The 12,685-nt window shown below is 72.9% G+C and carries 9 protein-coding genes; 7 read left to right on the top strand and 2 right to left on the bottom strand.

Features of this window, described 5'->3' with window-relative positions:
• Positions 1 to 15: 15 nt before the first annotated feature.
• The 3 genes from trmB to AB0G13_RS22000 all read left to right on the top strand — a co-directional run bounded on the left by trmB (position 16) and on the right by AB0G13_RS22000 (position 4,989).
• Complete coding sequence (gene trmB / locus AB0G13_RS22010) at positions 16 to 645, top strand: tRNA (guanosine(46)-N7)-methyltransferase TrmB (RefSeq protein WP_357877106.1); 630 nt, start codon at positions 16 to 18, stop codon at positions 643 to 645.
• A gap of 115 nt (positions 646 to 760) precedes the next feature.
• Entirely contained in the window at positions 761 to 3,265 is a 2,505-nt protein-coding gene (locus AB0G13_RS22005; RefSeq protein WP_357877052.1) for a DUF3516 domain-containing protein, read from the top strand.
• A gap of 356 nt (positions 3,266 to 3,621) precedes the next feature.
• The gene (locus AB0G13_RS22000) at positions 3,622 to 4,989 is read left to right on the top strand and encodes an MFS transporter (protein WP_357877049.1); all 1,368 of its coding nucleotides are present in this window, start codon (positions 3,622 to 3,624) and stop codon (positions 4,987 to 4,989) included.
• Between the two features lie 50 nt (positions 4,990 to 5,039).
• Here the strand turns inward: AB0G13_RS22000 and helR are convergent, their stop codons facing one another.
• The gene (gene helR, locus AB0G13_RS21995) at positions 5,040 to 7,196 is read right to left on the bottom strand and encodes an RNA polymerase recycling motor ATPase HelR (protein WP_357877046.1); all 2,157 of its coding nucleotides are present in this window, start codon (positions 7,194 to 7,196) and stop codon (positions 5,040 to 5,042) included.
• An 830-nt stretch (positions 7,197 to 8,026) separates the two neighbouring features.
• On the opposite strand from helR, the gene AB0G13_RS21990 reads away from it, so the two are divergent.
• The 3 genes from AB0G13_RS21990 (at position 8,027) to AB0G13_RS21980 (ending at position 11,790) form a co-directional block, all read left to right on the top strand.
• Positions 8,027 to 8,671, top strand: coding sequence for a hypothetical protein (locus tag AB0G13_RS21990; protein ID WP_357877043.1), 645 nt, complete (start codon positions 8,027 to 8,029; stop codon positions 8,669 to 8,671).
• A gap of 188 nt (positions 8,672 to 8,859) precedes the next feature.
• On the top strand, positions 8,860 to 10,644 hold the full coding sequence (locus AB0G13_RS21985; RefSeq protein ID WP_357877040.1) for a hypothetical protein: 1,785 nt from the start codon (positions 8,860 to 8,862) through the stop codon (positions 10,642 to 10,644).
• A 54-nt stretch (positions 10,645 to 10,698) separates the two neighbouring features.
• Positions 10,699 to 11,790, top strand: coding sequence for a glycosyltransferase family 2 protein (locus AB0G13_RS21980; RefSeq protein WP_357877037.1), 1,092 nt, complete (start codon positions 10,699 to 10,701; stop codon positions 11,788 to 11,790).
• 8 nt (positions 11,791 to 11,798) lie between these two features.
• On the opposite strand, the gene AB0G13_RS21975 is transcribed toward AB0G13_RS21980, so the two are convergent.
• A complete protein-coding gene (locus AB0G13_RS21975) occupies positions 11,799 to 11,963 on the bottom strand; it encodes a hypothetical protein (protein ID WP_357877034.1) in 165 nt (54 codons plus the stop codon).
• 162 nt (positions 11,964 to 12,125) lie between these two features.
• On the opposite strand from AB0G13_RS21975, the gene AB0G13_RS21970 reads away from it, so the two are divergent.
• Positions 12,126 to 12,572, top strand: a complete 447-nt coding sequence (locus tag AB0G13_RS21970) for a DoxX family protein (RefSeq protein ID WP_357877031.1) — start codon at positions 12,126 to 12,128, stop codon at positions 12,570 to 12,572.
• Positions 12,573 to 12,685 lie beyond the last annotated feature (113 nt).

Below are 12,685 nucleotides of genomic sequence, written 5' to 3'. Positions count from 1 at the left end.
CCGCGCCGCGGCCGGATGAGCAGCCGCCAGACCGACGCCCTCGACCGGCTCTGGCCGGTCTACGGCCTGCACGTGCCGGAGCGGCCCGGCACGCCGGTGGACCTGGCCGGCCTGTTCGGCCGCAAAGCCCCGCTGGTGCTGGAGATCGGTTCCGGGATGGGCGACACCACGGCCGCGATGGCCGCCGCCGACCCCGATCGGGACTATCTGGCGGTCGAGGTGCACACGCCCGGGATCGCCAACCTGCTGGACCTGGTGGACCGGCACGGCCTGCGCAACGTACGGGTGGCCCAGGGCGACGCCCTCGACCTCGTCGCGGGCCTGCCGGAGGCGGCGCTGGACGCCGTGCACGTCTTCTTCCCCGATCCCTGGCCCAAGTCCCGGCACCACAAGCGGCGGATCATCCAGCCGGCCCACGTCGCGCTGCTGCGCTCCCGGCTGGCGCCCGGCGGCACCCTGCACTGCGCCACCGACTGGGCCGAGTACGCCGAGGCGATGCGCCAGACCCTGGCCGCCGACCGTGGGCTCGTCGACGCGCACGACGGCTTCGCCCCCCGCCCCGCCCACCGCCCGGTCACCAAGTTCGAGCGCCGGGCCCTGCGGGCGGGCCGCCCGATCTTCGACCTGATCCACCGCCGGTCGTGAGGGGAAGGAAGGGCCCCGGCCGACGGATCCCGCCGGCCACGGGGCCCTTCCCGGGACCTCGCCCGGCCGGGCCGGTTGGCGCTCGGGGGCATGATCCAGGCACCATGGACGCGCTATGACGCTCACCGCCGCGCTGCCGACAAGCGCCGACCCCGACACCCTCTTCGACGCGTTCGCCGGCTGGGCGAAGGAGCGCGGCCTCGACCTCTATCCCCACCAGGAGGAGGCGGTCATCGAGATCGTCTCCGGCGCCAACGTGATCATGAACACGCCGACCGGGTCCGGCAAGAGCCTGGTCGCGATCGCGGCGCACTTCGCGGCCCTGGCCGACGACCGGACCACCTTCTACACCGCCCCGATCAAGGCGCTGGTGTCGGAGAAGTTCTTCGCCCTCTGCGAGGTCTTCGGCGCCGACAACGTCGGCATGCTGACCGGCGACGCCAGCGTCAACGCCGACGCCCCGATCATCTGCTGCACCGCCGAGATCCTGGCCAACCTCGCGCTGCGCGAGGGTGACCGCGCCGACGTCGGCCAGGTGGTCATGGACGAGTTCCACTTCTACGCCGAGCCCGACCGGGGCTGGGCGTGGCAGGTGCCGCTGATCGAGCTGCCGCAGGCGCAGTTCGTCCTGATGTCCGCCACGCTGGGCGACACCACCCGCTTCGTCGACGACCTCGCCCGGCGCACCGGCCGGCCCACCGCCGTCGTCCGCTCCGCCGAGCGGCCGGTCCCGCTGATCTTCTCGTACGCGATGACGCCGCTGCACGAGACGCTCGAGGAGCTGCTGGAGACGAAGCAGGCACCCGTCTACGTCGTGCACTTCACCCAGGCCGCCGCCCTGGAACGCGCCCAGGCCCTGATGAGCGTCAACGTCTGCACCCGCGCCGAGAAGGACCTGATCGCCGCCGCGATCGGGAACTTCCGGTTCACCTCCGGGTTCGGCAAGACCCTCTCCCGGCTGGTCCGGCACGGCATCGGCGTGCACCACGCCGGGATGCTGCCCAAGTACCGCCGGTTGGTCGAGACGCTGGCCCAGGCCGGCCTGCTCAAGGTCATCTGCGGCACCGACACCCTCGGCGTCGGGATCAACGTGCCGATCCGCACCGTGCTGTTCACCGGCCTGTCGAAGTACGACGGGGTGCGCACCCGGCTGCTCAAGGCCCGCGAGTTCCACCAGATCGCCGGCCGCGCCGGGCGGGCCGGGTTCGACACCGTCGGCCGGGTGGTCGTGCAGGCCCCCGAGCACGTCATCGACAACGAGAAGGCGCTCGCCAAGGCCGGCGACGACCCGAAGAAGCGGCGCAAGGTGGTGCGCAAGAAGCCGCCGGAGGGGTCGATCGGCTGGGGGAGGCCCACCTTCGACCGCCTCGTCGAGGCCGAGCCGGAGCCGCTCACCTCCAGCTTCCACGTCAGCCACTCGATGCTGCTCAACGTCATCGGCCGCCCCGGCGACGCGTTCGCCGCGATGCGGCACCTGCTCACCGACAACCACGAGGACCGCGCCGCCCAGCGCCGGCACATCCGGCGCGCCATCGCCATCTACCGGGCGCTGCGCGCGGGCGGGGTCGTCGAGCAGCTCGACGAGCCCGACGAGACCGGGCGGCGGGTCCGCCTCACCGTCGACCTCCAGCTCGACTTCGCCCTCAACCAGCCGCTCTCCCCGCTGGCGCTGGCCACGATCGAGCTGCTCGACGTCGAGTCCCCCTCGTACGCCCTCGACGTGCTCTCGGTGGTCGAGTCGATCCTGGACGACCCGCGCCAGGTGCTCTCGGCGCAGCAGTTCAAGGCCCGCGGCGAGGCGGTCGCCGCGATGAAGGCCGAGGGCATCGAGTACGAGGCCCGGCTCGAACTCCTCGACGCGGTGACCTGGCCGAAGCCCCTCGCGGAGCTGCTGGACTCGGCGTACGAGATGTACCGGCAGGGGCACCCGTGGGTGGCCGACCACCAGCTCTCCCCCAAGTCCGTCGTCCGCGACATGTACGAGCGGGCGATGACCTTCACCGAGTACGTGCAGTTCTACGGGCTGACCCGCTCCGAGGGCCTCGTCCTGCGCTACCTCGCGGACGCGTACAAGACGCTGCGGCAGACGGTGCCCGAGGACGCGAAGACCGAGGAGCTGGTCGACCTCATCGAGTGGCTCGGTGAGCTGGTCCGGCAGGTGGACTCCAGCCTCATCGACGAGTGGGAGCGGCTGCGCAACCCCACCGACGCCGCAGAGGCCGCCGAGGCCCTGGACGACCGCGTCCCGGCGGTCACCCGCAACGCCCGGGCCTTCCGGGTGCTGGTGCGCAACGCCCTGTTCCGCCGGGTCGAGCTGGCCGCCCTGCGCCGCTGGTACGACCTCGGCGAGCTGGACGCCGCGTCGGGCTGGGACGCGGACGCCTGGGCCGACGCCCTGGAGCCGTACTTCGAGGCGTACGGGGAGATCGGGGTGGGCCCGGACGCGCGCGGGCCGGCGCTGCTCATGATCGAGCAGGGCCGGGAGCGGTGGACGGTCCGGCAGATCCTCGACGACCCCGAGGACGACCACGACTGGGGGATCAGCGCCGAGATCGACCTCGCGGCCTCCGACGAGGCGGGCGCGGCGGTCGTCCGGATCACCTCGGTCGGCCAGCTCTAACCACCACGACCGTGGCGGGGCCGGCTCCGGCCGGCCCCGCCACGGCGCTCCGGGTGCCCGCGGGGAGGTACCGCGTTGCCGGGGCGGACCGCCCTGGACTAGGTTGACCCCGTGCCCGCCTCGGACAGGGTGCGCCGCCCGTAGCGGCGGCGCGAAACCCCAGACTCCCGAACGCTCTGCGTTTCCGCTCCGCCGCATCAGCGACCCTTCGCCGGTGTGGCCGTCCGAGCTGCCCGGCTCCGCATGCGACATCCGGAGCCCTTCGTGCACAGTTCCGCATTCACCTGTTCCGTTCCCTGTGACGCCCCCTGCCCTCGTCTCCTCCCGACCGTTGCCGGCCCGGGTCGGTGGTCGCGGTGAACGCGCGCCTCACCCTGACCGCGGTGCTGTTGTCGTCGCTGTCGTTTCCGCTGACGATCACCGGGGCGTCCGTCGCGCTGCCCGGCATCCAGCACGACCTCGACACGTCGCTCACGACCGCGCAGTGGGTCGTCAACGGCTACAACCTCTGCTTCGCGGCGTTCCTGGCCTTCGGCGGCTCGCTCGCGGACCTGCTCGGCAAGCGCCGCCTCTTCGCCGCCGGGGTCGCGGTGTTCTTCGCCGGCAGCGTGCTGTGCGTGCTCGCCCGGGACGCCACGGTGCTGAACCTCGCCCGCCTCCTCGCCGGCACCGGGGCGGCAGCGGCGACGGCGACCGGTCAGTCGATCCTCGCCGCGACCTTCGCCGGGCCGGCCCGGACCCGGGTGTTCGGCGCGCTCGGCGCGGTCCTCGGCGTCGGCCTCGCGTTCGGGCCCACCGTCTCCGGCCTGCTCGTGGACGCGCTCGGGTGGCGGGCCGTCTTCGCGGTCCCCGCCGCGCTGGCGGGAGTCGTGCTGCTGTCGTGCCCCTTCCTGCCCGCCCTGCCCGGTGCCGGCAGGAGGATCGACTGGGCCGGCGGCACGCTGTTCACCGCCGCGCTCGCGCTCCTCATCTGGGCCTTCGTCGAGACACCCGCCCTGGGCGCCTCGCACCCGTCGGTGATCGCCGCGCTCCTGGGCCTCGCGGTCTGCGGGATCGGGTTCGTACGGGTCGAGAGGCGCGGCACCGACCCGATGTTCGACCTCGGCCTCCTGCGCAACCGGCGCTTCGTCGGGTACTCGCTGGTCGCCGCGACCATGATGGGACTGCTCGTCCCCCTCCTGGTCTACCTGCCCTCCTACCTCATCGACGTCGCCGGCCTCGACGCCGGGCGGGCCGGGCTCTGGATGCTCATGCTCACCCTGCCCTCGGTCGTCCTGCCCCCGGTCGGGGCGGCGGTCGCGCGGCGCTCGCCCCGCCTGCTGTCGGTCGGGGCGATCGCCCTCGGCACGGTGGGCCTGTTCGCCCTCACCACCATCGGACCCGACAGCACGCCCGGGTCCCTCCTGTTGCCGCTGCTGCTGATCGGGACCGGTGTCGGCGCCACCACAGGCGTGATCGACGGACTCGCCATCTCCAGCGCACCCGTCCGACAGGCCGGCGCCGTGGCCGGGCTGTTCAACACCGGCCGGCTGGTCACCGAGACCATCGCGCTCGCGGTTGTCGGCTCCACCCTCGCCGTCCTCAGCGGCGGGCACCTCGTCGGCGACGACTTCACCACCGCGCTGCACGTCGTCGCGACGGCGCTCGGGTGCTTCGGCGGCGTCTGCGCCGTCGCCGTGGTTCTCCTCCTCCGTCGACGCGATGCCGGGCGACCGGAGGTGTGACACCGCTGACGCTGGGCGTCCCGTCGCTCACCCCGGGCAGGGTCGCGCCGTCAGGAGGTGGTGAGGATGACGAGTTGCCGGGTCGCCCGGGTCATCGCGACGTAGCGGTCGACCGCTCCCTGGAGGCCGTCGCCGAATGCCTCCGGGTCGACGAGGACGACCAGGTCGAACTCGAGCCCCTTCGACAGTTCCGGGGTCAGCGACCGGACGCGGGACGTCGGCTCGAAGGTGGGGTCGCCGATGACGCAGGCGATGCCGTCGGCGTGCACGGCGAGCCAGGTGTCGAGGATCGAGCCGAGATCAGAAGCAGCTCCGCGTACGACGGGAACGCCGCTGCCGCGGATGGAGGTCGGCACGTTGGCGTCCGGGAGCGCGGCCCGGATGACCGGCTCGGCCTCGGCCATGATCTCTTCCGGCGTCCGGTAGTTGACGCTCAGCGAGGCCAGGTCGATCCGGTCGAGCCCGATCCGCTCGAGCCGTTCCCGCCACGACTCGGTGAACCCGTGCCTGGCCTGGGCGCGGTCCCCGACGATGGTGAAGCTCCGGGACGGGCAGCGGAGCAGCAACATCTGCCACTCCGCGTCGGTCAGTTCCTGGGCCTCGTCCACGACGATGTGCGCGAACGGGCCGGCGAGCAGGTCCGGGTCGACGCCGGGCAGTCCGGCCTCGTCGACCAGGGCGTCCCGCAGGTCCTGCTGGTGCAGCATCGTCAGCAGCCCTTCACCGTCGTCGTAGGCGTCGGCCTGGATCAGTTCGTCGACGACCGTGGCCAGGCGCGCGCGCTCGGTGGCGACGAAGGCGTCATGCCGGCGCCGGCGCCCGGACGCCTCCGGATCGCCGAGCCGCTGCCGTGCCGCGTCCAGCATCGGCAGGTCGGACACCGTCCAGGCGCGGGCGTCGTCGCGCTGCAGCTTCCGGACCTCGTCGGGGCCGAGCCAGGGAGCGCACCTGCGCAGGTAGGCGGGCACCGACCACAGGTCTGCGACGAGAGTGGGCGCGTCAAGCAGCGGCCAGGCCCGGTTGAAGGCCGTGCGCAGCTCCCCGTTGCGCAGCAGCGACCTGCGGACCAGGTCGTCCGGCTCGTCGCCGTCGCACTTCTCCGTCAGGATCGTCAGCAGTTCCTCCCAGATGTCGTCACGCGCCTCGTTGTGCGGGGTACCGGGCCCCGGCGCCTCGAACGCCTCGGCCCAGTCGTCGGCGCTCAGCCAGATGTCGGACTCGTCGGTCGTGACCGTCATGCCCTTGGCCGGCGGCTCCTCGTAGAACCTGACGGCCGCCTCGATCGCCCGCACCAGGTCCGCGGACGACTTCAGGAGGGCCACGTCCGGGTCGGTCTCGACGGTCGCCGCGGCGCCCTCGGGCACGAGGTCCCGCAGGGTGCAGGTCTGCACCTCCTCCTCGCCGAGGCTGGGCAGGACGTCGGCGACGTAGCTCAGGTAGGGCTGGTGCGGACCGACGAACAGCACGCCGCCCCGGCGGTGACCGAGGCGAGGGTCGGCGTAGAGGAGGTAGGCGGTGCGGTGCAGGGCGACGACGGTCTTCCCCGTACCCGGACCGCCGTCGACGACGAGAGCGCCGCGGGACCCCGCGCGGATGATGGCGTCCTGGTCGGCCTGGATGGTGCCGAGCACGTCCCGCATCCGGGTCGACCGGCTGCCGCCCAGGCTGGCGATGAAGGCGGACTGGTCGTCGAGCGAGGCGGCGTGCCCGGTGAACCCGTCCGGGGTGAACACCTCGTCCCAGTAGTCGGTGATCCGGCCGCGGGTCCAGCGGTACCTGCGGCGGCTCGCCAGACCCATCGGGTTGGCGTGGGTCGCGCCGAAGAAGGGCTCAGCCGCGGGCGAGCGCCAGTCGAGCAGCAGCCGACGACCCGCGCCGTCCGTGAGGCCACGTCGTCCGACGTACACGGGCTCGGGGTCGTCCTCGCCGACCATGTGTCCGAGGCACAGGTCCACACCGAAGCGACGCAGGGTGCGCAGGCGGGCGGTCAGCCGACGGATCTCCGTGTCCCGGTCCACCGCCTGCCGGCCCTTGCCGCCGGGCGCCCTGCGCTCGGCATCGAGGCGGTCGGACAGGTCGGTGGTCAACTGCTCGAGGCTCTCCGCGATGGCCGCGAAGTGCTGCTCGTCGCCGGCGATCAGCGACAGGTCGGCCTTGGCGGAGAGGCGCTCGGGAAGGTCGAACGCGCTGGTGGTCGGTGGGTTCACGTCATCGGCTCCGATCTTGTTCTGGGTCCTGGCTCGGCGCTGCCGCGCGCGTACGCGGACACGCGGGCACGCCGACACCGGGCAGTCGCCGCGCGTACTCCTCGCTCGGCGGCGCGCGCACCCGCGCCTTCGCGGCGAGCGCCCGCCGCCGCACCGCGAGTTCCACCAGCGGGTCGTCGTCCCCGCGCGACCTACGACGACGACACGCGCATTTCGTGAGTTCCATTTCTGCGGTTCCTGGCCTCGGCCGGTGATTCTGCGGCACGACCCGGGTCTTGCCGCAAGCCCCCCGATGCGCTATATGTTGAGAAGGAAAGGGAGAGGGTTCTCCTTTCCCTTCGTCGTTTGCGGTGGAAGGAAATTCCTTCGCGGAACGCGCCGCTCACGGCGGCACCGCCGGCCCACCAGGAACTCCGTGGCTTCCGGACGCGACCGGGGAACGAGAACTCTCCACCCTTTTTCGGCAGGGCCGGCTCGAACGTCGGCGAGAGCGTCGCCATTCTCATGGCGATTCGCTGCCGCGCCGCACGGGCGTGGGGCGGAATTCGCCAATACGGCGACGCGACACCGCGCACACCGGCGACGACACCCGAGACGGCCCGGACGCCTGAACGAGGTCCCGCCCGTCCGCCACGCGGAAGCGGCCCCGCCCGTCCGCCACGCGGAAGCGTCCCCGTCGCCGCGCCGCGGGGACGCCCGGACGGGGTGCCGCAGCTCCCGGCCGGCTCCTCGCGCGGCCGGGCACGAACGCCCCGAGAAACCCTGGGAGATGTCACACCCGTCGATTAGAATGTGTGTACTAATCGAGGTCCTGACCTGGGAGGACGCCCGTGACCACGCCCGCCTCCGCCCCACCCACCCCCTACGCCACCCTGCTCGGCTTCACCCGCTACGTCGACCGCACCGGCCCGACGAAGGCCACCTTCGTCGGGGGCCTGCGCAAGCAGCGGGCCAGCCGCTCCGGCTTCAACCCGCACGGCCAGTTCGTCAAGGCGCTCAAGGCCGACATCGCCTTCCACACCGGCGGCACCCACCTCGACCAGGTGGTCGACGTGGTCAAGCCCCGCTGGCGACCGCTCTACCAGGCCCTCGTTCCCGGCGCGACGGCCTGGCTGCGCTCCCTCGGCGAGCCGAGGGAGGTCGACCTCGCCCAGACCCGCGACGCGCTCGCGATGCTCGGCGACCTGCCCGTCAAGGTCAACCCCCAGTTCGGCGTACGCCACGCCGACGGCCGCGTCGAGGCCGTCCGACTGCACTTCGACGAGGCTCCGCCCAGCGAGGAGGCGACGCTCGCCGCCCTGCACCTGATGGCCCGGCACATGGACGCGGTGCTCCCGCACGCCGAGCCGGTCCTGGTCGACGTCCGTCGGGGCGAGGCCCACCGCATGCCCGCCGATGCCCGCCCCGAGCAGATCGAACGCTGGCTGGCCGGCGAGGCGGCAGCCTTCCGGGCCATCTGGGCCTCCGCCGCCTGATCCCTGCCCACCACTCCGACCCGCCCGCCCGGTCCGGCCCGACATCGGCCGGGCCGGGCGGCCCCGCATCGCCCGCGACGTCCCGTCCTCCGCCGCGCGGCGGATCAGGGGTCGGCGGACCCACCCGGGAGCCCACATCTCGGACGGCGGATCGACACGACAACGGGCATCGTGAATCATCTATCTTCATGACCACCGGGTCCACGGACGCCCGACCGTCCACCGAGATCGCCGAGCACGACGAGGATCCCTCCACCGGGGACCCCGGCCGACGGGAGCGGTGGCGGTGGCTGCGACACGAATGGACGCTGGCGGTGCTCGGCGGGCTGCTGCTGGCGGTGGCGCTGACCTGGCCGACGATGCGGCATCCGGCGAGCACCATCCCCGGCGACATCGGCGACCCCACCTTGCAGGCGTGGCAGATGGCCTGGGCCGGGCACGCCGTGCTCAGCAACCCGGCCGGTCTCTGGCATTCGAACACGTTCTTCCCCGAGACGCACACGTACGCCTACAGCGACACCCTGCTCGGCTACGCCCCGTTCGGGATGCTCGGCTCGGGCTTCGAGGCCGCCCTGGTCCGGTACAACGTGATGTATGTGCTGGTGCACGCGTTGGCCTTCGTCGGGGCGTACGCGCTGGCCCGGCAGCTCGGGGCGGGCCGGCTGGGCGGAGCGGTCGCCGGGGTCGCGTGGGCGTACGCGCCCTGGCGGTTGGCGCACGCCGGCCACCTGAACATCCTCTCCAGCGGCGGGATCGCGTTGTGCCTGGCGATGCTGGCCCGCGGGCACGGCTGGTCGTTGCGGCACGGGTACCGGCCGGAGCGACGGCGACCCGGGTGGGCCCTGGCGGGGTGGCTCGTCGCCGCCTGGCAGATCAGCCTGGGCTTCGGCATCGGGCTGCCACTGGTGTACTTCCTGCTGGCCGCGGTGCTGGTCGGGGCCGGCGGCTACGGCTGGTCGTGGTGGCGGCGCGGGCGACGACCCGCGTTCGGCCGGCGGCTGCTGGTCGCCGACCTGGCCGGTGGGGCCGTCTTCGGCGCGGTGACGCTGCTGCTGGGGCTGGTCTACCTGCGGGTCGTCGACCTCAATCCGCAGGCCGAGCGGTCGCTGGCCTGGACCGAGATGTTCTCGCCGCCGCTGATCGGCTTCGTCACCGCCCCGGCGGACTCGTGGTGGTGGGGCGAGCGGCACGCGGCGGCCCGGGAACAGCTCTCCTGGCCGCCGGAGATGGCGCTGCTGCCCGGGATGGTCCTGCTCGCGTTGGCCGCGGCGGGATTGTTCGTCTCGGTGTTCCCGGCCCGGCACCGGCTCGCGTTGGGGCTCGGTGTGCTCGGCACGGTGCTGCTGGGCCTGGGCGTCACCCTCGGCGGCGACGGCGATCCGGGCTACCTGACGCTGTCCAAGCACCTGCCGGGCTGGGACGCGCTGCGCACGCCGGGCCGGATGATGCACTGGACCAGCCTGCTGCTGGCCGTGCTGGCGGCGGGCGCGGTGACGGTGTTCGCCACGGCGGTGCGGCGGTGGTCGTCCCGGGGCTGGGCCAGGTTCCTGGCGCCGGTGGTCCTGCTGGTGCCCCTGGCCCTGGTCGGGCTGGAGGGGGTCAACCGGACGGCGCATCCGGTGGTGCCGCCGCCACCGGCCGCGATGCGTACGGCGGGGGAACCGATGCTGGTGCTGCCCGCCGGCGGCGCGGTCGATCTGATCTTCATGTTGTGGACGACGGACGGGTTCCCCCGGGTGACGAACGGGCTGGCCGGGTTCGAGCCGGTGACCCAGGCGCAGACCCGGGCCGCGACGGCCGCCTTCCCCGACCCGGGCAGCGTGGCGTACCTGCGGGGCATCGGGGTGCGGTCCGTGGTCGCCTTGCCGGGCTGGACCGCCGGCACGCCCTGGGAGGGCATCGCGAACCGGCCGTTCGACGGGCTGGGCGTCACCCGGGAGGAGATCGATGGTGTGCTGGTCTACCGCCTGTGAAGGCGCGGGGCGGCGCGGCGCGGGCCGGGCACCCTCGGGCACCGGCCGGACCCGGTGACGCAGATGCGCCTGTCGGTGGTGGTGCCCTGCTTCAACGAGGAGTCCTCGGTGGAGCGGTTGCACACGGCGGTGACCGCCGCGGTCGCGGAGCTGTCCGACGTCGACGTCGAGGTGGTCTACGTCGACGACGGCAGCTCCGACGGCACCCTCGTGGCGCTGCGCCGGCTCGCCACCGCCGATCCCACCGTGCGCTACACGTCGCTGAGCCGGAACTTCGGCAAGGAGGCGGCGATGCTGGCCGGGCTGGAGCGGGCCACCGGGGACGCGGTCGTCATCATGGACGCCGACCTCCAGCATCCGCCGCGCCTGCTGCCCGACATGGTGGCGCTGTACCGGCAGGGCTTCGACCAGGTGATCGCCCGCCGGGACCGGCGCGGGGACCGGTTCGTACGGATGCTGGCCTCGCGGTCCTTCTACCGGGTGGTCAACTGGTGGATCGACGTGCGGCTGCTGGACGGGGCGGGTGACTTCCGGCTGCTGTCCCGGCTCGCGGTGGACGCGGTGCTGGCGATGCCGGAGTACAACCGCTTCTCGAAGGGGCTGTTCTCCTGGATCGGGTTCCGCACGGTGGTGGTCGCGCACGGCAACCAGACCCGGCAGACGGGGCGGAGCAGGTGGACGTTCGGCAAGCTGTTCAACTACGCGTTCGACGGGCTGCTGTCGTTCAACAACCGGCCGCTGCGGCTGGCGATCTACGCCGGCCTGTTCCTCACCCTGATCGCGGTGGTCTACATGGCCTGGGTGGTCGCGGACGCCGTCGACAAGGGGATCGACGTTCCCGGCTACACCACCATCATCGTCAGCGTGATCGGCCTCGGCGGCATCCAGATGACGATCCTGGGCGTGATCGGGGAGTACATCGGCCGGATCTACTACGAGACCAAGCGCCGGCCGCACTACCTGGTCCAGGAGACCGAGGACCTGGTGACGGAGAGCGGGGAGGCCCCCCGGGTGCCGGACCAGCCGGCGGCGTGGCCGGCCGAGCGGGTCCGGCAGGGCGGGCCGGCCCGCGAGGACCTCCCCCGCTACCGCTCGCTGCGGCGCGCCGCCGGCGAGTCCGTGGCGGGTGACGCGCGGCAGCCGTAGCGGTCGGGTCAGGCGATGAGGAACTTCTCCAGGTCGTCGAGGATCTTGTCGGCGGCGCCCATGCCGATCCCGGTGATCCCGATCTCGTCGGACCCCGTCGACCTCGCCGATCCGCTGGTCGGCAGGTGTGCGTCACAACTACCTTCCTCGTCAACGGTTGAGCCTTCAACCATCTGCCGGTACGGTGGTCCCCGGCGGCATCCGCCAGGCCCGGGCGGACCGAGATCCGGGCCACGAGGTGCCCCGCCGGTCGCGTCGCGTCCGGCCATCCGTGACACGGCGCACGTCGACCCCGACGGCCGTGCGGCAATCCACCCAGCATGAGGAGCAGAACCATGACCCTGCCCGCTACCGTCCGTGACGTCGCGATGCTGCTCGCCCGGATCGGCGTCGGCATCGTCTTCTTCGCCCACGGCTGGCAGAAGCTGGTCACCAACGGCGTCGACGGGACCGCCGCCTTCTTCGACCAGGCCGGCGTACCCCTGCCGACCGTGTCCGCGTGGTTCGCCACGGGCCTCGAGCTGCTCGGCGGGGCGGCGTTGATCATCGGCGCGGTCGTCCCGGTCGCCGGCGTCCTGCTCGCGCTGAACATGCTCGGCGCGTTCATCTTCGTGCACGCCGGAAACGGCCTGTTCGTCGACAAGGGCGGCTACGAGCTGGTTCTCGTCCTCGGCGCGGCGAGCCTGCTGCTGGCGGCGGTCGGGGCTGGCCGACTCAGCGTCGATCACCTGCTGACCGGCGGCCGCCGGGCCGCGGAGCCGGCCCCCGCCGGCCGGGCCTGACCCGCAGAACGCAGTGGTGGGGGCCCCGCCCCCCGGGCGGGGCCCCCACGGGGGTGGGACCGGGACCGGGGCACGGGGTGCGCCGGGGGGGGGATTCTCAAGCTGCAGGAGGA

This window comes from Micromonospora sp. NPDC023633 (genome assembly GCF_040640035.1).
Classification (GTDB): Bacteria; Actinomycetota; Actinomycetes; order Mycobacteriales; family Micromonosporaceae; genus Micromonospora.
Note: the sequence above shows the minus strand (reverse complement) of the source record. Positions and strands in the feature narration are given on the sequence as shown.

Excerpts from the sequence above, each read along its gene's own strand:
- trmB (WP_357877106.1), top strand. The coding sequence starts at position 16 with ATGAGCAGCCGCCAGACCGACGCCCTCGACCGGCTCTGGCCGGTCTAC.
- AB0G13_RS22005 (WP_357877052.1), top strand. The coding sequence starts at position 761 with ATGACGCTCACCGCCGCGCTGCCGACAAGCGCCGACCCCGACACCCTC.
- AB0G13_RS21985 (WP_357877040.1), top strand. The coding sequence starts at position 8,860 with ATGACCACCGGGTCCACGGACGCCCGACCGTCCACCGAGATCGCCGAG.
- AB0G13_RS21975 (WP_357877034.1), bottom strand. The coding sequence starts at position 11,963 with ATGGTTGAAGGCTCAACCGTTGACGAGGAAGGTAGTTGTGACGCACAC.
- AB0G13_RS21970 (WP_357877031.1), top strand. The coding sequence starts at position 12,126 with ATGACCCTGCCCGCTACCGTCCGTGACGTCGCGATGCTGCTCGCCCGG.